Source organism: Pseudoxanthomonas sp. PXM02, from assembly GCF_014851805.1.
In the GTDB taxonomy this organism is placed as follows: Bacteria; Pseudomonadota; Gammaproteobacteria; order Xanthomonadales; family Xanthomonadaceae; genus Pseudoxanthomonas_A.
Window position 1 is genome coordinate 293,205 of the sequence record NZ_JACVAK010000002.1, and the last position, 20,223, is coordinate 313,427.

Genomic DNA, 20,223 nt, shown 5'->3' on the forward strand with positions numbered 1-20,223 from the left:
AACGGGCGCCGTCGAACTCAGTTGGTCTTGGGGGGCGTCCACGAGAAGGACACCGTGCCCAGGGCACGGTCATCGCGGAAGCGTTGATCCAGCTTGGGACGAATGAGAATCGAGACTTTGGAGCCGTCGCGGGTACGTGCGTAGTTGGTGCGCACGCCGCCTTCTTCGTCGCGCGGCTTTCCCTTGCGATAGCCAGCCGTCTTGAGCTGACCTTCCAACTGGGTACCGATACTCTCGACGTTACCGTCGAGGAACTCCAGGATCACCCTGCGGCGAGTGCCGCCATCTTTCGCAGCGAGGTCTTTGTCGTATACCGCGTTGTACGGAACCTGGAGCGCGATGCCATCCGGCATGGGTCGTTCCAGCTGCTTGCCGGGTGCAATAGGGGGAGCGGCTGGCTCGACTGCAGCGGGCGCGGGCGCGGGCGCGACCGCCTGGTCTGCGGGGGCCTGCTGCTGGCAGGCAGCGAGCGCGACGGTTAGGGCCAGGCAAAGGACTAAGGAGCGATTCATGAAATAGAACTCGATGGGAACTGATGGGATGGTTGGGAGTACTGGAACGGCGAAAATCTTGTGTCCGGCGGGACAAACGGTCATCGATCGAAACGGAACGGTGGGCCGTCGTCCGTTCTAGCGGGAGGCCAGATCCTCCTCGATCAACAGCCAGGGCACGCGGCTAATCGGCTTCTTGAGCAGGATGGAGAAGCGCGCCGTAGGAAAGGTGTCCATGATCCGGAGTTCGTCAAAATGCTGGTGATGGTAGTGCGGCAACGGTAGCGGTTCGCAGTAGGGAACGGTGACGATCAATCGTCCGCGACAGACCCTCCGCAGTTCGGTAACCGCTTTGGTGAAATCGGCGTCGGACAAATGCTCCAGCACTTCCATGCAGAGGACCGTATCGAAAGTGTCACTGGGGAAATCCAGTTGGGCGACACTCATCTGTCGGAATTCGACGGCCTTCGGGATCGCATGCCTGTCGACGATGTCGATGGCCACTTGGCGGTCGAACAAGTTCGAGCGCGCCATCATTTTTGTCAGGTGGCAGCGGCCGGGCCCGACTTCGAGCAGCGCTGCGGCCGGAGCGAGCTGTCCGAAGACGTAGCTCAGCCGTTGCCAGTCGTAGATAGGGAAGGATCGCTCGTGATCCTGTTCCGAACCCTTCTGCAGGATGGCATTCTCACGCCCCAGCTGGGCGAGCGGGTGGAGTGGGATTGCCGCAAGCTCCACGATCTGACCTGAAATCGACATCGTCTTCCATCTCTCCCGAATTCACGTCCATTCAATCCAGACCAGCGGCCCGAAGCTCCCGTTCCAGTCGGGGAGCCATCGATTCGATATAGGTACGGGTCACGTGCGACCCCTGCCGGTATATCAGCACGTTACCAATGATCGGGGCACAGAGCTTGTCTGGGCAAATCGCATCATTCATGTTTATGAACGAGCTCCCCGGGAGTGCCTTTGTGGCGGCCTCGAGCGATGCGGTGCCGCTGCCGGTATTCCGAGGGAAGGCACAGACTGTCAGGCGTTCAGCGTTCTCGGCGACGCACTCGTAGACGTTCCCCCGAGGGTGCGGGTTGTTGGCGATGGCAATGATCTTTGTTCCTTTCGCTGCGAGTGGAGTCCACCAATCGAGCAGCGCCGCGACTTCTTTCTCGTTGATCTGGCGTGATCCGCGGCCATGGGAAGTGATCAGCACGTCTGGCTTGTCCTGAGTCAGCAAGCGGTCGAGCACTGCACGATTCCATTCCGTGCACTGCGTGTAGGGCTTGCCGTTGAGGGTGAGGGGTCGTGAATGGAATCCGCAGCTGGACTTGCCATGCAGCACGATCTTCCAGTCATGCTGGTGCGCCAACAACTCGAGCGCCGGCATCCACTGGACAATCTTGGAGTCGCCCACGACGGCAACGGTGGTCTTGCCGTCCGGCTTGCCGTAGATGCAGGTCTTAGGTGAGGTTTCTTCAACGGAAAGCTGGCAATCATCACCATAGGCTTGGGGAATGTCGCGCACTGCCTGTGCTGCCGCCGGCGTATACCATTCCACATGATCCACCGGCCGGCCAGCAGGATCGCCACGTGGTGCATCCATTCGCAGTGCTTTCGCCCCCAGCGCCACACGAGCCTCTCCACTGGCAACGGAAATACCGCCACCGCTGAGGCTGGTGTAGGCAATGAGGAGCAGACCGGCCACGGCGCCCACCAGCGAAAAGTTCGCGCCGGTACTCAGTGCGTAGCGGGGATTCGCGTTCATGTTGGCGGAGAAGCGGATCGGGTTCTCGACGAACTTCAATGTGAGCCATGCCAGCAGCATTGAAAGCGCCACAACCGACATGGCAACGACGAGTGGCAACGAGCCCGCGCCGACATAGGCCTTGGCGAATTCGATCAGCGGCCAATGCCATAGATAGAGCGAATACGAGATAGCGCCGACCCAGCAGAATCCGCGCGTACCGAGCAGGGCGACAGGGCCGCCTTTGCCGGCCGCATATCCACCGACGATCACTGCCGCGGCACCCAGGGTGGGCAGCGCCGCCGCATAGCCGGGCCAAGGCGTCTTGGTATCGATCAACAGGAGCGCCGCAACGATTGCCGCCACGCCGGTCCACCCCACGATCTGCGCGATCCTTGCGGGAATCCGCGTCCAGGTGGCTGCGCCCAGGGCCACGGCGGCTCCGATCGCCAGTTCCCACATGCGCGTCAGGGTACTGAAGTACGCAGGGCCGGGTTCTGTCTGCGTCAGGTAGATGGAATAGCACAGCGAAGGAAGTGCGACGCTGGTCAGGGTCGCCCAGAGCACTTTGCTTTTCCCCACGCGCCTGAAGGCCATCAGCGCGATGACCAGCAGCACTGGCCACACGATGTAGTACTGCTCTTCGACGGCGAGAGACCAGAAGTGCTGGACCGGCGAGGCCACCGAATCCTCCGCCAGATAGTCGACGGAACGAGCAGCGAGTTGCCAGTTTATGAAGTAGGCGGCGGACGCGAAGATGTCGCCACCAACCTCAGTCCAGCGAGTCGACGGCAGTAGCCAGAGCGCCAGCAGCGCCGTGGCGGCCAGCACCAATGCAGCAGCGGGGAACAAGCGTTTGGCTCGCCGGGAATAAAAATCCAGGAGGGAGATGGACCCCGTTCGCTCGACTTCTTTGGCAAGTTGCCCCGTGATCAGAAAGCCTGATATCACGAAGAAGACGTCCACGCCGGCGAAGCCGCCCGACGCCCAGCCGATACCGATGTGATACAGAAGGACCATGCCCACCGCGATAGCGCGAAGGCCCTCGACATCGGGGCGGAACTGGCTTGCGTGCGTGCGTACGGCGGTGGATTCCACGTTATCTCTCTTGTTTCCTGGTCAGCATGCCTCGAGCGCGGGCCACGGCCCGCGCGCTGGACCTAGAGGGCCTGGTCAATGGCGCGAACGATGCGTTCGCAAGCCTTGCCATCGCCATACGGGTTATGTGCCATGGACATGGCGGCATACTCTGCAGGTTCATCAAGGAGCTTGTTCAGCTCCGCCACGATCACCGTGTCATCTGTGCCCACGAGACGCACGGTGCCGGCTTCCACTGCTTCCGGGCGCTCCGTCGTATCGCGCATGACCAGTACGGGCTTGCCGAGGGACGGCGCCTCCTCCTGGACACCGCCCGAGTCGGTGAGAATGATGTGGGACCTCTGCATGAGATAGACGAACGGCAGGTACTCCTGCGGGGGAATAAGATGGACGTTGTCCAACCCCGCCAGATGCCGATGCACCGGTTCTTGCACATTGGGATTCAGGTGGACGGGATAAACGATCTCCACGTCCTTCCTCTGTGCGACCGCTGCGAGCGCCTTGCAGATCCGTTCGAACCTTTCACCGAAATTTTCGCGGCGGTGTCCGGTGACCAGAATCATGCGCTTCGCGTGATTGAGAAACGGAAACTTCTCGGCCATCAAGCTGTTGAGCGCAGCATCTTCCTTGAGTTTGGCGTCGACTTTCAGAAGCGCATCAATCACCGTGTTGCCGGTCACGTGGATGCTGTCCGCATCCATGCCCTCACGCATGAGGTTCGCGCGAGAGCTTTCCGTCGGTGCGAAGTGGAACGTGCAAAGCGGTGCCGTCAGGCGCCGATTCATTTCTTCGGGCCAGGGCGCATGCATGTTGCCGGTGCGTAGGCCAGCTTCGACGTGTCCGAGCGGGACCTTTGCATAGAACGTGGCCAGCGCGGTGGACAGCGTGGTGGAGGTATCGCCATGCACCAGCACCAGATCCGGCTGAAGGCCCTCGATGACGGGGACCATGCCCTGGACAATGCGTGCAGTGACATCCGGGAGGGTCTGTCCCGCCTGCATGACATTGAGGTCTGCATCTGGCTTGATCTCAAAGATCTCGAGAACCTGGTCGAGCATTTGCCTGTGCTGGGCGGTGACTACCACGATGGGCTCGAGTCGAGGGTGATCGCGCAGGGCGTGCACCAGCGGGGCCATCTTGATGGCCTCCGGCCGGGTTCCGAACACCACCATCACCTTTTTCGTCGTTTCGACAGTTCCCTTGTCGCTGGTCAAAGCGCGTTCTCCAGTTCCGGCAGCAACGTGAACAGATCACCCACCAGACCGATGTCCGCGATCTCGAAGATCGGGGCTTCGCCATCCTTGTTGATCGCCACGATGGTGCCGGCGTCCTTGATGCCGGTCAGGTGCTGGATGGCGCCGGAGATGCCGACCGCCACGTACAGTTCGGGCGAGATGATCTTGCCGGTCTGGCCGACCTGCAGTTCGTTCGGCACATAGCCGGCATCCACCGCAGCGCGTGATGCACCGACGGCGGCACCGAGCTTGTCGGCCAGGGCGTAGATCACCTTGAAGTTTTCGGCCGAGCCGACGCCGCGGCCACCGGAAACCACCCGCTTGGCGCTCTGCAGATCGGGACGATCGGACTTGCCGGCGGCCAGACCCACGTAACGTGTGTGCGTCGGCAGCGTCGCATCCACGCTCGCGGCTTCAACGGACGCACTGCCGCCCTTCGCGGCTTCCGGCCAGGAGGCCGTACGCACGGTGGCAACGACGGTCTGGTCGGCAGGCACCTCGACCGTGATGATCGCGTTGCCGGCGTAGATCGGGCGCTTGAAGGTATGCGGCCCGTCCACGGCCATCAGGTCGGACACCTGGTTGACGGCCAGCAGGGCCGCCACGCACGGCAGCAGGTCCTTGCCGAAGGTGGTCGACGGGGCGAACACGTGCGTGTAACCCGCGGCGAGCTTCGCGATCTGCGGCGCCAGCACCTGCGCGATGGCATTCGCGTTGGCGGCATTGGCGACGGTCAGCACCTTGGCGATGCCGGCGATCTGGGCGGCCTCCGCGGCGACGGCCGTCGGGTCGGCGGCCAGCACGACCACGTCGATGGCATCCGCGCCGACGGCAGCGGCGGCACTGACGGTTTTGGCAGTTGACGCGTTGAGCTTGCCGTCCAGGTGTTCGGCGATGACGAGAACCTTGCTCATTACAGCAACCCCTTCTGCTTGAGTGCGGCGACCAGTTCGGCCGCGTCCTTCACCATCACGCCCTTGCTGCGCTTGGCCGGCGGGGCGTAGTGGGTGGTCTTGTGCGTGTCGGCGGCGTTGACGCCGAGGTCGGCCAACTGCAGCGTCTCCAGCGGCTTGCTCTTGGCCTTCATGATGTCCGGCAGCTTGATGAAGCGCGGTTCGTTGAGGCGCAGGTCGGTGGTGACCACTGCCGGAAGATCGACTTCCAGCGTTTCCAGGCCGGCGTCGACTTCGCGCACCACCGTAGCCTTGCCGTCGGCGATGTCGAGCTTGCTGGCGAAGGTCGCCTGCGGACGGCCCCACAGCGTGGCCAGCATCTGGCCGGTCTGGTTGGCATCGTCGTCGATGGCCTGCTTGCCCAGGATCACCAGGTCCGGCGCTTCCTTCTCGACCAGCTTGAGCAGGGTGCGGGCGGCGGTCAGCGGCTGGATGGCCTGGTCGGTGACCACATGGATGGCGCGGTTGGCACCCATCGCCAGGCCGTTGCGCAGGTGCGCCTGGGCATCGGCCGGTGCGATGGTGGCGACCACGACTTCGGTGGCGATGCCCTTGTCGCGCAGGCGCAGGGCTTCTTCCAATGCGATTTCGTCGAAGGGGTTGGGCGACAGCTTGACGCCGTCGGTGACCACGCCGGACCCGTCCGGCTTGACCTGGATGCGGACGTTGTAGTCCACCACGCGCTTGTAGGCGACGAGAATCTTCATCCTGAGGGAATTCCTGTTTACGACGGAGAGGCCCGGCCGCGGCGGCTGGCCGAGGGCAGAACGCCGATTTTAGCCGTCAGGCCGGGTCCATGCGAGTCCGTACGGTGCCGTCCGCAAGCCGTGCCGCCAGCAAACCCGCGAACCGCGCGGCGCTGCCGGGCGCCTGGGCGAAGAACAGGGAGGGCTCGGTGAGCTCCAGCTCCAGCAGGCAGGGCTCGCCATCTGCACCGACCAGCAGGTCGATACGGGCGTAGGCGAGCGGTGATTCCAGTTGCCTCAGGCGGGCGGTCGCGGCAAGGACCTTCTCGGCCACGGCCAGTTCGGCCGCCGTGGCGCTGCCCGTCGCGATATCGCCCAGCGCCATGGGCGCCTGCCGGGCGCCTTCGCCCGGGGGGAGTTGCGCCGCCTTGCGGATGGCATGGCTGAACTGTCCATCGAAGTAGAGCAGGGCCGTCTCGCCACGGCGATCGACCGACGCCAGGTAGGGCTGCAACATCACGCTGCGCTCCTGGTCGAGCAGGCGCGCAACGTGGTTGCCGGCAGCGAACTGCTGGTCACGGGCATAGCGCTGGGTATCGCGGGCACCGGCGCTGACCGTCGGCTTGACGACGAATTCGGCGGTGTCGAAAGTGGCCAGGAACGCAGCCAGCGCCTCCATCGGTTCGGCATCAGGTTCGACGAAGTGCGTCGGCACCACCGGGACGCCGACGGTGGCCAGATCCGCCAGGTAGTGCTTGTCGGTGTTCCAGCGGACCACGTTGAGCGGGTTGAGCAGGTCGGTCACCCGGTCGACCTGCGCGCACCAGGCCAGGAACTCGGGCAGGCGTTCGGTGTAGTCCCAGGGCGAGCGCAGCAGCGCCGCATCGAACCGGGACCAGCTGACCGTCGGGTCGTCCCATGCCACCGCACGGGCATGCAGGCCGGCGTCGGCGCAGGCATCGAGCAGGGGCACGAGGTCGTCGTCGTGGCCGGACGCGGCCACGGCCGTGACGAGGGCGAGGGTCTTCATGCCGGCAAGTGTACGTGGGCGCGCACGCCCCGCATGCGATTCCCATTGCCCGAAAGTACCTGTGTCCGCTCCGGGGCGCTGGGTAGAATGGGTTCTTTCCTCATCGAATGGATCGCGCCATGGCGGGTAACCCCGGCTCCGGAGGCAAGCAGAAGCTTTATCCCAGTGCGGCGGCCGCGCTGCAGGGCGTCGTGGCCGATGGCCAGACGCTGGCGGTCGGCGGCTTCGGCTTGTGCGGCATTCCCGAAGCCCTGATCGGTGCGCTGCGGGACAGTGGCGCGAAGGGGCTGACGGCGATTTCCAACAACGCGGGCGTGGATGGCTTCGGCCTGGGCCTGCTGCTGGAAACCCGGCAGATCAAGAAGATGATTTCGTCCTACGTGGGCGAGAACAAGGAGTTCGAGCGCCAGTTCCTCTCGGGCGAGTTGGAGTTGGAGTTCAACCCGCAGGGCACGCTGGCCGAGCGTCTGCGCGCCGGTGGCGCGGGCATCCCGGCCTTCTTCACCCGCACCGGCTACGGCACCATCGTCGCCGAGGGCAAGGAGACCCGCCAGTTCGGCGAGCACTGGTACGTCATGGAAACCGCCCTCAGCGCCGATGTCTCGCTGGTCAAGGCGTGGAAGGCGGACAAGGCCGGCAACCTGGTGTTCCGCAAGACGGCCCGCAACTTCAATCCGGCATGTGCTATGGCCGGCAAGGTCTGCATCGCCGAGGTGGAAGAGATCGTGGAGATCGGCGAAATCGATCCTGACCACGTCCACCTGCCGGGCATCTACGTGGACCGCCTCGTCCACAACCCGACCCCCGAGAAGCGCATCGAGCAGCGCACCGTCCGCCAAGGAGACAAGTGATGCCCTGGACCCGCGATGAGATGGCGCAGCGCGCCGCCCGCGAACTGACCGATGGCGCCTACGTCAACCTGGGCATCGGCCTGCCGACCTTGGTCGCCAATCACATCCCTGACGGGGTGGATGTATGGCTGCAGTCCGAGAATGGCCTGCTCGGCATCGGCCCGTTCCCGACCGAAGACGAAGTCGATGCCGACCTGATCAATGCTGGCAAGCAGACCGTCACCGCCCGTGCGGGTGCCAGCTACTTCGGCAGCCACGATTCGTTCGCGATGATCCGTGGGGGTCACATCGATCTGGCCGTCCTCGGTGCCATGCAGGTGACCGACAAGGGCGACCTGGCCAACTGGATGGTGCCCGGCAAGATGGTCAAGGGCATGGGCGGAGCCATGGATCTGGTTGCGGGCGTGAAGCGCATCGTGGTGCTGATGGAGCACGTGGCGAAGGACGGCAGCCACAAGATCCTGCCCCAGTGCGACCTGCCGCTGACCGGCGTGGGTGTCGTTGACAGGATCATCACGGACCTGGCGGTTTTCGACGTCCTCCCTGAAGGCCTGAGGCTCGTCGAGATGGCCGATGGCGTCACTCAGGACGAGCTGTCCGCCAAGACCGGCGTGCCTTTCAGCGCGTCCTGAGCGAGCCAAGCCGTGACCGAAGTCCGCTTATCAAGCGCATTGCCGCACGTCTGACTTTCAGCTGTACGTTTGCCGGCCGATAAGACGGAGTAGGGAACCTGTTGGCTATTTGTAGCCGTGCGGCTGGGCTATAGTGTCAGTTCAGGGGCTCTATCCGTTTTTTCTCAGAGGCGTACGTATGAAACTCCGGGTCGGCGCTTGCGCCTTGATGTTGGTTTTGGCCGGGTGCAGTGGGGAAAGCACCGAATCGGGTGTGGCAGGGATGCGTGACGTTGCAGCGAGCAAGGCGACGGACAGTCTGCCGGCCGCGCTGCCGTTGGCTCGCGCAATCGGTGCTTCCATCGCGAATGCGCCGGATCATGGCGCGTTGCTCTCCTTCTCCAATAGTGGGGTCCCCTCCAAGCGCGAGGGTGCCTATACCTGGTACCCGACCGCCATCAGTGAAGCCCATGCCTTCAAGGCCATTGCCACGGGCGAAATGACGGTCCCGTCGCCGGATGGCGGCCAAGTGAAACTGCGCTACGAGCGCCATGTCGAAGAAACCGATGGCAACTGGACCTGGATCGGGCGCGTGGTCGGTGGCGACCCGTTGCAGGAGGCGATCATTACGTTCGGTGAGAAGGCGGTGTTCGGCTCGATCCCTCAGGGCACCGGCAAGCCTTCGCTGCGACTGTTTACGAGCAATGGGACGTTGTGGACGGTCCAGACCGATCCGTCGAAAGTAGTGTCGGCGAATGCGGGGCACGAGGACCTGATGGTCCCGGAGGCGTCCATGCGTGCTGCGCTCTCCGCAGCAGTGCAGCAAGCACAGCCCACTGCACAGCAGGCCCAGCCCACTGCGCAGGCCGCGGTGGCCGTTTCGCAAGCCGCGCCTCCTACGTCCGCCAACACGATTGACGTTGTGGTGGGCTATACCCCCGAGTTTGCCGGCACGTATGGTGGTGGTGCGTCCGCTGCCGTAACGCGGTTGACCTATCTGATCCAACAAGGCAACACAGCGTTCATCAATAGCGGCATCAACGGATATCTTCGCCTGGTCGGCGCCGTCCAGGTGAACTACACCAACACGAACACCAATCAGACCGCCCTCACCGAATTGACGGGCAGCAACGGCTCATCGTCAGTTACGATTCCCGCCAGCCTCGCGCCGTTGCGGGAGGCCCGCGACGAGTTCGGTGGCGATGTCGCCATCCTCGCACGCAAGTTCAACACTCCGGAGAATGAAGGCTGCGGTATCGCGTGGTTGAACGGCGCGGACCAGACCGAGATCACGGCGGCAGACGCTCCCTGGGGCTATGCGGTGATCAGTGACGGGTACGACAAGGGGTCCGACCAGAAGGACTACTTCTGTGCAGAGGAGACTCTGGTTCACGAGGTGGCCCACCTGATGGGCTCGGCACATGATCGTGCCAACTCGCGGAAGTCCAACGGTACGTTGCAGTACGGGCGTTATCCGTATTCGTTTGGTTATAAGACGGGTACGTCCGCGGGCAATTTCTACACCATCATGGCGTACGGTGATGTCGGTCAAGACCCGATGAGGTTCTTCTCCACGCCGCTGAAGACGACGTGCGGCCCCAACGCGAATCTTGCCTGCGGCGTTGCCAACAGCGAAGACAACGCGCGGAGCCTCAATCAGACGCTGCCCCTGGTCGCCTCCTTCAGGGCGGTGGTTGTGCCGTTCCCCGTCGGCCGCAAGCCGGTGAAGTCTGATCTTGATGGCGACGGCAAGAGTGACATCTTCATGCGTCACCTGAGCTCCGACGCCTACGCGGTGTGGTTCATGCGCAGTTATACACAGCGCCTCACGAAGGCGGGCACGCTGTCCGCTGCCTACACACCGGTTGCCACCGGAGACTTCGATGGCGATGGCATCGTCGATGTGCTCTGGACCAGCGCTGCACGTGACCTGGTGTTTTCTTCGTACGTCAACGGAGCCTTCCGTACCACGACGTCCTCGAGTACCTACACGGCCGGATACACCGTGGTGGGCGCGGGTGACCTGAATGGGGACAGGCAGTCCGACGTGATCCTGTTTAACCCCGCCACCAATCAGTACTCCGTCTGGTTCCTTGCCAACTACGCGAGGAAGTCGTCTGCCGGTGGCACCCTGCCCGCGGGGCACAGCCTGGTCGCCGTCGGCGATTTTGATGGCGATGGTCGCGACGATATGCTGTGGACCAGCGCCGCCCGCAACCTGCGGTTTGTCACCTGGAAGAGTGGCCTGCAGCAGATCGCATCGACTTCTGCCTATACGGCAGGCTATGCGATCGCGGGTTCGGCCGATGTCGATGGCGATGGCCAGTCGGAACTGGTCGTGCACAACGCAGGCAATGGTGCCTACTCGATCTGGTTCCTTGATGATTTTGCGAGGAAGTCCAGCCGTTCGGCGACCGTGCCTGTCGGTTACCGCTTCGGTATGGCGGGTGATTTCACTGGCGGCAAGCGTGAGGTCATTCTCTGGACGAACAACAGTCGCCAGATCCGCTTCAGCCCCTATGGAAAGGACGATGTGACGTCGACGCTGACCTACGCGGCGGGCTACAGGATCCTCAGCACCTTCTAAGCGCTGGATCATCCACCGAGTCGAATGAGGGCCGCATGCAATGCATGCGGCCTTCTTTTTTGGTCACGCTCCACATCATTACGCGAGACAAGTGTGCTTCGAGCGCGCGGAAAATCTGCGATCGCTGGATCTGGCCGGATCTGATGCACTACGGAAACCGAAGTGGTCAGTGATGCCGAGCACTGCCGAGCGCAAATCCGCTCTGCGTCTGCGCAACGGCGTCTGCTGGGGTAGATGTGGCGGGTGCGGGATGCAGGTGTGGCCTGACCCGAACGGGATAGCGCATCCATCGCCCGTACTGGCAGTGCCGAATACTGCCGGCTAACCCGCCGCCGGCTAGCAGATTCCTGCGTTATGCAGGGAGCCTGACCCGCAACGAGCGCTTCAAAGATTCTGGTAGTTGGGGCCCGATCCGCCTTCCGGCGTCACCCAGTCGATGATCTGGTACGGGTCCTTGATGTCGCAGGTCTTGCAGTGCACGCAGTTGGCGGCGTTGATCTGCAGGCGCTTGCCAGTGCCGTCGTCGACGATCTCGTATACCCCCGCCGGGCAGAAGCGCGTGCAGGGGTTGTCGTACTCGGCGGCACAGCGGCTGACACAGACCGAGGTGTCGTGCACGCGCAGGTGCACGGGCTGGTCTTCGTCGTGCTCGGTGGCGGCGAAGTAGACGCCCTGCAGGCGGTCACGCGGAGCGAGCGTGCGGTCCACGTAGTCGCGCTTGGGTTCTTCGTGTTCGCCGACCTTGTCGAGCGATGACCAGTCGGGCTTGACCTTCAGCGTCCACGGCGAGAGGCCGCCGGTGACCGTTTCCCATGCCGCATTGGCCATGCCGAACCACAGCCCCTTCTTGAAGCCGGGCTTGATGTTGCGCACGGACTTCAGTTCGGCCATGGCATCGGAGGCGCGCAGCTTCGCGTCGAAGCCTTCAGGCGCAAGTTGCGATGCGATCAAATGCTCCGCCGCCAGCATGCCGCTGCGGATCGCCTGGTGCGTGCCCTTGATCTTCGGCACGTTGAGCAGGCCGGCGGTGTCGCCGATCAGCAGCGCGCCGGGCATCTCGACCTTCGGCAGCGACTGCCAGCCGCCGGTGACGATGGCACGCGCGCCGGCGGACAGGATGCTGCCGCCCTCCAGAACCGGCTTGATCAGTGGGTGGTTCTTCCATTGCTGGAAGGCTTCCCACGGCTTGTACTCCGGATCCTTGTAATCCAGGCCGCTGACGTAGCCCAGCGCGATCTGGTTGTTCTCCAGGTGATACAGGAAGCTGCCGCCGTAGATATCGTTGCTGGCCGGCCAGCCGAGCGTGTGCACGATCTTGCCGGGCGTCACGCGGCCTTCCGGTACCTGCCACAGCTCCTTGATGCCGATCGAATACGCTTGCGGGTCGCTGTCCTTGTCCAGTGCGAAGCGCTTCACCAGTCGCTTGGTCAGGTGGCCGCGCGCGCCCTCGGCCAGCACGGTGACCTTGGCGCGGATATCGATGCCCTGCGTGTAGCCGGACTTGTGGCTGCCGTCCTTCGCGATGCCCATGTCGCCGATGCGCACGCCGATCACCTTGCCATCGTCGTCGTGCAGCGTTTCGGATGCAGCGAAGCCCGGATAGATTTCCACGCCCAGTGCTTCGGCCTGCGGTGCGAGCCACGCGCACATCGCGCCGAGCGACACGATGAAGTTGCCATGGTTGCGCATGCCCGGCGGCACCATCGGGAATTTGTGGCCGCCGTCCTTGCTGAAGAACCAGAACTCATCGTCCTTCGCGGGCACGCAGACCGGCGGCGGGCTGTCGCGCCATCCGGGCAGCAGCGCATCGAGCGGCTGCGGCTCGATCACCGCGCCGGACAGGATGTGTGCACCGATGGTGCTGGCCTTCTCGATCACGCAGACGGAGATCTCGGGATTGAGCTGCTTGAGCCGGATGGCAAACGCCAGACCCGACGGCCCCGCGCCGACGGTGACGACGTCGTACTCCATCACATCGCGTTCGACATCGGACATCGGGCTTGGCTCCAGCATGGCGTTAGGCTCCCGGTATTTTCGGGGTTTGCGTGAGGCGGGGCAAATCCGCGAGCATCGTGGGCATGACCATACCGTTGCCGCTTTCGGGGAATGGACCCGCTGCCGCGTTGCCCGGCGCGCAGCTGGTCTATCGGCCGGCATGGCTGTCGTCGACGAAGGCGGATGCGTTGTTCGAACAGCTGCAGCAGACGCTGCCGTGGAGCGTGCATCGCATCAGGATCTTCGGTCGTTACGTCGATTCGCCGAGATTGAGTGCGTGGATCGGCGATGCGGATGCGGTCTACCGGTATTCCGGCGCCGATTTCATCCCGCATGCCTGGACCGGCGCGTTGGCCGACGTGCGGCAGCGACTGCAGGAAGAACTGGGCACGCCCTTCAACAGCGTGCTCGCGAACCTGTATCGCGATGGCAACGACGCGATGGGGTGGCATAGCGATGACGAACCCGAACTGGGGCCGCGTCCGGTGATTGCCTCGATCAGCCTGGGTGGCGTGCGCCGCTTCCTGCTCAAGCATCGGCAGGATCCCGCACTGCGGTCCGCGATCGAGCTGCCGCATGGCAGCCTGCTGGTGATGGCGGGGGAGACCCAGCGATGCTACCGGCACGCGTTGCCGCGTACGGCCAGGCCGGTGGCGCCGCGCATCAACCTGACGTTCCGCTGGATCGACCCGGCGCGCCGTCGCTGACGCGCGCCGCGCATCAGCGCGCGGCCTTCGGGTCGCCGTTGCCGGACACCAGCACCCAGCCGACGATGTCGGCCGTCGCGGCTTCCAGTGCCTGCTCGAAGGCAGGCGCCACCTGCGCGACCTCGACGCCGGTTGCGGGCTTCTGCTGCAGGAACGTACGCGAGGCAACGACGCGCTGGTCACGGTTGTTGACGAGCTTGGCGTTCACTTCAACGACGGCGGAGGGCACTGCGTTGCCGGCGTAGTCGGCCTCGAAGCGACGCAGGTCCATCACCAGCTTGTAGTCGCCCAGGATGCCGGCATCCGCGCTGGCTACCGCGGGAATCCGTCCCGAGTCTTCCAGCGTGCGCTGCACGGCGTCCTGCAGGACGTCGGTGGCCGGTTGCGCCCACGACACGCCGCGATAGACCTGCAGTTCGCCGGGGATCGGTCGCACCGAGATGCGCGGACTGTCGATCACGCGCGCGGCGGTCGGCTTGGCGATCACCAGCGTCCAGGGGACGGTGGGCCAATCGGCGCGCGCGGCCACCCGCACATCGGGCGCGTAGATGGTGACCGGGTCGCGCTGCTCGCTGCCGAGGATCGAGCAGCCGGCGAGCGCAAGGACGAAGGGGAGGGCGAAGGAGAGGCGCAGCGGCTTCATTTCGGGTCGAACTCCTTGGGTGCGTCGCGGCCGAGCAGGTAGCGCGCGGGATTGCCTTCAAGACGGTCGCTGACGCGGCGCAGGTCGCGCACCAGGCCACGCAGTTCGGTCAGTGTGGGACCCAGCTGGCCCAGCCCGTCGTTGGCGAAGCTGCTGATGGCCGCGCGATTCTCGCCCAGGATCGCGTCGGCATTGCCGGCCGCGGAATCCAGCTTGGCCAGCGTCTTGTCGAGTTTGTCGAGGATGCCGGGCAGCTCGCGCACCAGGTTCTGGTCCAGTCGCTCGATGGTGCCGTTGGTGGTGGTGAGCGTCTTGTCCAGGTTCTGAGCGGCGTCACGCGCGCTGGTGATCAGCGACTCCAGGCCGTCCTCGCGGCTGGCCAGCGAACTGCTCATCGACTCCAGGTTCTCCAGCGTGGCGGTGATGCTGGCGACGTTCTTGTCGCTGAGCACCTGGTCCAGCCGCTCGACGATGCGGTTGGCGGTGTCGGTGATGTTCTGCAACGCCGACGGTGCGGTCTGGATCACCGGGGCATCGCGACGGTCCACGCTGGTCAGCGTCGGCGCCTGCGGGGTGCCGCCGCTGAGCTGGATGATGGTCGGGCCGGTCAGGCTGGTGATCGCCAGCTTGGCGCGCGTATCGGTCTTGATCGGCGTGAAGGATTCCACGCGGATGCGCGCGATCACCTGGCGCGGATCGTTGGGCGCGAGCGAGAGCTTGGTGATGGAGCCGACCGCGATGCCGTTGTACTGCACCGGGCTGCCGACCGACAGGCCGGTCACCGCCTCGCGGAACACCACCTGGTACTCCTGCCAGGTGCGCTCGGAGGAATACTTCGCCGCCCACAGGCCGAACAGCAGCAGCGCCGCGGCGATGATGAGGGTGAAGGCCCCGATGAGCACGTAGTTGGCGCGTGTTTCCATGGGTCAGACCGCCGTTTGCGAAGAGAGGGGCCCGGAGGCCTGCTGTCCGTCGCGCGCGGCGCGCGCGCGGGGACCGTGGAAGTATTCCTGCACCCAGGGATGGTCGAAGCGTTCGACCTCGTGCAGCGGCGCCACCGTGATCACCCGCTGGTCGGCCAGCACCGCGACGCGGTCGCAGATCGCGTACAGCGTGTCGAGGTCGTGGGTGATCAGGAACACCGTCAGTCCCAGTGCTTCCTGCAGCGTCTTGATCAACCGGTCGAATGCCGCTGCGCCGATCGGGTCGAGACCGGCGGTGGGTTCGTCGAGGAACAGCAGCGGCGGGTCAAGCGCCAGCGCACGCGCCAGGCCCGCGCGCTTGCGCATGCCGCCGGACAGCTGCGACGGCAGCTTGTTGAGCGCATCGGCGGGCAGGCCGGCCAACTTGACCTTCAGCAGCGCGAGTTCGTAGCGCCAGCTGTCAGGCAGCTCGGGGTGATGTTCCTTCAACGGCACCTGCACGTTCTCGCCCACCGTCAGCGACGAGAACAGCGCGCCATCCTGGAACAGCACGCCGGTGTTGCGTTCGATGTGCTGGCGCGCGGTGGGATCCTCGGAACGGGCATCCTCGCCCAGCACGGTGATCGTGCCTTCGTTCGGCTGGCGCAGGCCCAGGATCGACCGCATCAGCACCGACTTGCCGGTGCCGGAGCCGCCCACGACGCCGATGATCTCGCCACGGCGCACGTCCAGGTCGAGGTCCTCGTGCACGGTCTGCTCGCCGAAGCGGTTGACCAGCCCGCGCACCTGGATGATGGGAGTGTCGTCGGCCATGCTCACCAGTCCATGTGCATGAACCACAACGCGGCCAGCGCGTCGAGGATGATGACCAGCGAGATGGTCTGCACCACGCTGGAGGTCGTGCGTTCGCCGACGGATTGCGCCGTGCCTTCCACCTGAAGGCCTTCCAGGCAGCCGATCAGGCCGATCACCAGCGCGAACACCGGGGCCTTCGACATGCCCACCAGGAAGTGGCTCACCTCGATGGTGTCGTGCATGCGCGCGATGTACATCTGCGGCGGAATGCCCAGGTCGAAGGCGCCGACAGTGACGCCGCCCGCCAGGCCGGCCATCATCGAGATGAAGGTCAGCAGCGGCAGCATCACCAGCAGCGCGATCAGGCGCGGGATCACCAGCAGGTCGATCGGGTCCAGGCCGAGCGTGCGGATCGCATCGATCTCCTCGCGACTCTTCATCGCGCCAATCTGCGCGGTGAATGCCGACGCGGTGCGACCGGCCAGCACGATGGCGGTCATCAGCACCGCGAACTCGCGCAGGAAGGCGATGCTGACCAGTTCCACCACGTAGATCTCCGCGCCGAAGTCGCGGAGCACGGTGGAGCCGAGGAAGGCGATCACCGCGCCCACCATGTACGACAGCAGGATCACCAGTGGCACCGCGTCCAGCCCGACGGCTTCCATGTGCGCCACGGTGGCGGTGGGGCGGAAGCGGCGCGGCTCCTTCACCATGCGCACCAGCTTCACCAGGTTCTCGCCGGTGAAGCTGAGCAGGGCGACGATCTCGCGTCCGTTCTCGTGCACGCGGTAGCCGAGGCGCGACAGTGCGGCGAGCACGCCGTAGTCGCGCTTGCGCGGCGGGCGATCGTCGGCGACGTCCTCGATGGTGCTGACCAGTGCCTGGTGGTCGTGGCGGAATTCGATGTCCGACGGATCCATGCCGCGACGCTTGGCAAAGCGCAGCAGTTGCAGCACGCCCGCCGAATCGATGCGGTTGATCGCGGTCGCGTCGAGCCGGTTGATGGCGTCGGGCAGCGACTTCAGCTGTTCCGCCACGATCAGCGCGCTGGCAAGCGTCCAGTCGCCCGCCAGGCGCGCCCGCTGCGGGTCGCCTGGATCGGTTTCGTACTGCGGGCGGGCAAGGGTGGGGGTCATGGCGTCGCTCGGCCAAGGAGCATACAGGCTATACCGCTGAACGTGAGCAGCACGCCGACGAAGGCGCGGCGCCCCAGCGGTTCACGCAACCAGAGCGCGGCCAGCACCACCAGGAACACCGAGGCGCATTCGTTGAGGATTGCCGCCACCGATGCGCTGGTGTACTTGTAGCCGCCCAGCCACAGCACCATCGACAGGCCCTGGCCGATGATCGCCGCCAGCAGCAGCCGGTGCCACGGCACGTCGGCGGCGACGAACTGCATGCGCCGGCGCATGGCGGGCAGCGCGGCTACCAGCAGCAGGCCGGCGACGGCGCCCAGCAGGCGCAGCAGCGTCACCCACAGCAGCGGCTGCGTTTCCAGCGTGCGTTTCACCATCACGATGGCCACCGCCATCAGCGCGATCGCCAGCAGGCCCAGCAGCACGCCGCGCGCCGTGTGTTGCGGATGCGTCCGCCACTCGCCGGGCGGGCGGCTGACCAGCAACACGCCCATCGCCACCAGCGCGAAGCCCAACCATTGCGCGCCGCCAAGGCGCTCGTCGAGGAAGACGAAGCCAAGCAGCAGCACCAGCGGGCTGTACAGATTGCCGATGATGCCCATGCGCCCGGCACCGAGCTCGTTGAGCGCACGGAAGTACAGCGTGTCCGCCAGCGCGATGCCGATGACGCCGCTGGCCAGGACGATGGCGACGTCACGCGCCGGCAGCACCGGCCAATCACCGGCATGGAGCAGCAACGCGATGGGCGCCAGCACGACCAGCACCAGCCCGTTCTTCAGCAGGTTGAGCGTAAGGGGAGGCAGGTGCGCGCCGAGCTGGCGCGCCAGGATGACGCCGACCGCCCACGCGGCCGCGCTGCCCAGTGCCATGGCTTCGCCGATCCCCACCGCGCCCCCTGCCTACGTCGTCCACGCACAGTGTAAGCGGGCCGGCATGAAGCCACCGTGCGCCAGCATCGGCGATACTGTGCCGATGGCCGACGACATGCTGACCACCGCCACCTATGCCCAGCGCATCGCCTTCGTCTGCGAAATCGCCGGGCGCCTGCACAGCTACGGCACCACCGCGCAGCGGCTCGAGGGCACGGTGGTGGGCCTGTCCCAGCGCCTGGGGCTGGACTGCGAACCGTGGTCGAACCCGACCGGACTGATCCTGAGCTTCAGCGATCCCGCGCGACCGCTGGGCGCCAGCGACAGTACGCGCGTGATCCGGCTGGCGCCGGGCGAGACCGACCTGCACAAACTCAGCGAAGCCGACCGCATCGCCGATGCCGTGTCGGCCGGGCAGATGAGCATCGCGCAGGGCCACACCGCGCTGCGCGCGCTGGACCGCACGCCGAGCGTGCGCTGGCGCGCGATGCAGATCTTCGCGTCGGGACTGGCCGCCGCCGCAGTGGCCGGCCTGTGGCGGTTGCCGTGGCTGGACATGGCCACGGCGGGCCTGATCGGCGTGATCATCGGCGTGCTGGGTGAACTGATCGCGCGCCGGCCCAAGATGAAGGAAGCCAGCGATGCGATCTCAGCACTGGTCGCCGGCTTCGTGGCGATCCTGGTGGCGAACTTCATCGCGCCGTTGAACCTCAACACGGTGATCATCGCGTCGCTGATCGTGTTGCTGCCGGGCATGGCGCTGACCAATGCGGTGAACGAACTCACCAGCCAGCACCTGGTGTCCGGCGTCGCGCGTTTCGCCGGTGCGCTGGCCACGGTGCTCAAGTTGACGGTGGGCAGCATGATCGCGGTGACGCTGGCGCAGCTGCTCGGCTTGTACCCTGACGTGCGTGCCTCGCGGCCGCAGCCTGAGTGGGTGGAGTGGAGCGCGATGATCGTGGCGGCCTACGCCTTCGCCGTGCTGTTCAAGGCGCATCGCCGCGACTACTTCTGGGTGATGGCGGCGGCCATCGCCGGCTACAGCATCTCGCGCTACGTCGGACAGGCGTGGGGCAGTCCGGTAGGCATCTTCCTGTCGGCGCTGACGCTGACCGCCGCGGGCAATGCATTTGCGCGCTGGGCCAACCGTCCCGGCGCATTGATCCGTGTGCCCGGCATCCTGATGCTGGTGCCCGGCAGCACCAGCCTGCGCGGGCTGCTGACGCTGGTGCAGCAGCAGGATGTCGGCGTCGGTCAGTCCGCGCTGCTCGCGGTCACCAACGTGGTGATGGCGCTGGTCGCCGGCCTGCTGTTCGGCAACCTGCTGATCTCCTCGCGCAAGAATCTCTGAGCGATGCAAAAGAAAACGGGAGGCGTCGGCCTCCCGTTTCTTTCCATGCGCGTCGCGCGGGACTTACTTTTTCTTGATCAGGAAATCTTCGGCCTTCTTGCCCTTCGCGACGAGGGCGGCCATCCAGCGCGGGTGCTTGCCGCGACCGGTCCAGGTTTCCTTGGGATTGGCCGGATTGCGGTATTTCGGCGCGACCTTGCCCAGCTTCTTGCCCGCGCGCGGACCCGGCTTCGCCGCCGCCTTGGCAGGACGCGCGCCCGGGGTGCCGAAGAGTTCTTCCAGCGTGTAGCCCTCGGCCTTGGCGAACTTGGTGATCTTGCCGCGGACCGTGGCAATGGGGGTGCGCTTGGCCAGCTTGCTCTGCTGTTCCTTGGCCTTGGCGATCAGGGCGCCAAGTTCCTTGGCGGACAGATTACGCAGGTCGATCGACATCTATATCTCCAGTCAGGAAGGGAAAGTCCGTCCTTGGCCGAATAATCATCTTAATCGACGAGTTAATCGCGGCACAAACCGTGCCGCGATACCGG

General features: G+C 65.0%; 19 protein-coding genes. 5 read left to right on the plus strand and 14 right to left on the minus strand.

Annotation, left to right across the window (positions count from 1 at the left end; genetic code table 11):
- Positions 1-17: 17 nt before the first annotated feature.
- The 7 genes from IB225_RS10110 to IB225_RS10140 form a co-directional block, all read right to left on the minus strand.
- Positions 18-512, minus strand: coding sequence for a hypothetical protein (locus IB225_RS10110; RefSeq protein ID WP_192311130.1), 495 nt, complete (start codon positions 510-512; stop codon positions 18-20).
- 117 nt (positions 513-629) lie between these two features.
- On the minus strand, positions 630-1,247 hold the full coding sequence (locus IB225_RS10115) for a class I SAM-dependent methyltransferase (protein WP_192311131.1): 618 nt from the start codon (positions 1,245-1,247) through the stop codon (positions 630-632).
- Between the two features lie 31 nt (positions 1,248-1,278).
- Complete coding sequence (locus IB225_RS20635) at positions 1,279-3,324, minus strand: acyltransferase family protein (RefSeq protein ID WP_192311132.1); 2,046 nt, start codon at positions 3,322-3,324, stop codon at positions 1,279-1,281.
- 62 nt (positions 3,325-3,386) lie between these two features.
- Positions 3,387-4,538 carry a UDP-N-acetylglucosamine 2-epimerase (non-hydrolyzing) gene (gene wecB / locus IB225_RS10125; protein WP_345776607.1) on the minus strand — a complete coding sequence of 384 codons (1,152 nt, stop codon included), beginning with the start codon at positions 4,536-4,538 and terminating at the stop codon, positions 3,387-3,389.
- The gene (locus IB225_RS10130) at positions 4,535-5,473 is read right to left on the minus strand and encodes an electron transfer flavoprotein subunit alpha/FixB family protein (RefSeq protein WP_192311133.1); all 939 of its coding nucleotides are present in this window, start codon (positions 5,471-5,473) and stop codon (positions 4,535-4,537) included. The genes wecB and IB225_RS10130 overlap by 4 nt, the downstream gene beginning before the upstream one ends.
- Positions 5,473-6,219: an electron transfer flavoprotein subunit beta/FixA family protein gene (locus tag IB225_RS10135; protein WP_192311134.1), complete on the minus strand. Its 747-nt coding sequence runs from the start codon at positions 6,217-6,219 to the stop codon at positions 5,473-5,475. Before IB225_RS10135 ends, IB225_RS10130 begins: the two co-directional genes overlap by 1 nt.
- A gap of 76 nt (positions 6,220-6,295) precedes the next feature.
- Positions 6,296-7,228 (minus strand): hypothetical protein, encoded by a 933-nt coding sequence (locus IB225_RS10140; RefSeq protein ID WP_192311135.1) that lies wholly within the window; start codon positions 7,226-7,228, stop codon positions 6,296-6,298.
- Positions 7,229-7,347: 119 nt separating this feature from the next.
- Here IB225_RS10140 and IB225_RS10145 point away from each other — a divergent pair, with 119 nt between their 5' ends.
- The 3 genes from IB225_RS10145 to IB225_RS10155 all read left to right on the plus strand — a co-directional run bounded on the left by IB225_RS10145 (position 7,348) and on the right by IB225_RS10155 (position 11,277).
- The gene (locus tag IB225_RS10145) at positions 7,348-8,079 is read left to right on the plus strand and encodes a CoA transferase subunit A (RefSeq protein WP_192311136.1); all 732 of its coding nucleotides are present in this window, start codon (positions 7,348-7,350) and stop codon (positions 8,077-8,079) included.
- Positions 8,079-8,711, plus strand: a complete 633-nt coding sequence (locus IB225_RS10150) for a CoA transferase subunit B (protein ID WP_192311137.1) — start codon at positions 8,079-8,081, stop codon at positions 8,709-8,711. The genes IB225_RS10145 and IB225_RS10150 overlap by 1 nt, the downstream gene beginning before the upstream one ends.
- A gap of 178 nt (positions 8,712-8,889) precedes the next feature.
- Positions 8,890-11,277: an FG-GAP-like repeat-containing protein gene (locus IB225_RS10155; RefSeq protein ID WP_192311138.1), complete on the plus strand. Its 2,388-nt coding sequence runs from the start codon at positions 8,890-8,892 to the stop codon at positions 11,275-11,277.
- Between the two features lie 384 nt (positions 11,278-11,661).
- Here IB225_RS10155 and IB225_RS10160 read toward each other — a convergent pair whose 3' ends face one another.
- Positions 11,662-13,290, minus strand: coding sequence for an electron transfer flavoprotein-ubiquinone oxidoreductase (locus tag IB225_RS10160; RefSeq protein ID WP_225583682.1), 1,629 nt, complete (start codon positions 13,288-13,290; stop codon positions 11,662-11,664).
- 65 nt (positions 13,291-13,355) lie between these two features.
- On the opposite strand from IB225_RS10160, the gene IB225_RS10165 reads away from it, so the two are divergent.
- Positions 13,356-13,979: an alpha-ketoglutarate-dependent dioxygenase AlkB gene (locus tag IB225_RS10165; protein ID WP_192311139.1), complete on the plus strand. Its 624-nt coding sequence runs from the start codon at positions 13,356-13,358 to the stop codon at positions 13,977-13,979.
- A 13-nt stretch (positions 13,980-13,992) separates the two neighbouring features.
- Here IB225_RS10165 and IB225_RS10170 read toward each other — a convergent pair whose 3' ends face one another.
- Genes IB225_RS10170 through IB225_RS10190 form a run of 5 tightly spaced genes read right to left on the minus strand, consistent with a single transcriptional unit; the run spans position 13,993 to position 18,345 of the window.
- Entirely contained in the window at positions 13,993-14,622 is a 630-nt protein-coding gene (locus IB225_RS10170) for an ABC-type transport auxiliary lipoprotein family protein (protein ID WP_192311140.1), read from the minus strand.
- A complete protein-coding gene (locus IB225_RS10175; RefSeq protein ID WP_192311141.1) occupies positions 14,619-15,545 on the minus strand; it encodes an MlaD family protein in 927 nt (308 codons plus the stop codon). The genes IB225_RS10170 and IB225_RS10175 overlap by 4 nt, the downstream gene beginning before the upstream one ends.
- 3 nt (positions 15,546-15,548) lie before the next feature.
- Positions 15,549-16,358, minus strand: a complete 810-nt coding sequence (locus IB225_RS10180; RefSeq protein ID WP_192311142.1) for an ABC transporter ATP-binding protein — start codon at positions 16,356-16,358, stop codon at positions 15,549-15,551.
- 2 nt (positions 16,359-16,360) lie between these two features.
- Positions 16,361-17,476: an MlaE family lipid ABC transporter permease subunit gene (locus IB225_RS10185; protein ID WP_192311143.1), complete on the minus strand. Its 1,116-nt coding sequence runs from the start codon at positions 17,474-17,476 to the stop codon at positions 16,361-16,363.
- A complete protein-coding gene (locus IB225_RS10190; protein ID WP_192311144.1) occupies positions 17,473-18,345 on the minus strand; it encodes a DMT family transporter in 873 nt (290 codons plus the stop codon). The genes IB225_RS10185 and IB225_RS10190 overlap by 4 nt, the downstream gene beginning before the upstream one ends.
- Positions 18,346-18,448: 103 nt before the next feature.
- Between IB225_RS10190 and IB225_RS10195 the strand changes: the two genes are divergently transcribed.
- Complete coding sequence (locus tag IB225_RS10195) at positions 18,449-19,696, plus strand: threonine/serine exporter family protein (RefSeq protein ID WP_192311861.1); 1,248 nt, start codon at positions 18,449-18,451, stop codon at positions 19,694-19,696.
- A gap of 63 nt (positions 19,697-19,759) precedes the next feature.
- Here the strand turns inward: IB225_RS10195 and IB225_RS10200 are convergent, their stop codons facing one another.
- A complete protein-coding gene (locus IB225_RS10200; protein ID WP_192311145.1) occupies positions 19,760-20,128 on the minus strand; it encodes an H-NS histone family protein in 369 nt (122 codons plus the stop codon).
- Positions 20,129-20,223: the final 95 nt, after the last annotated feature.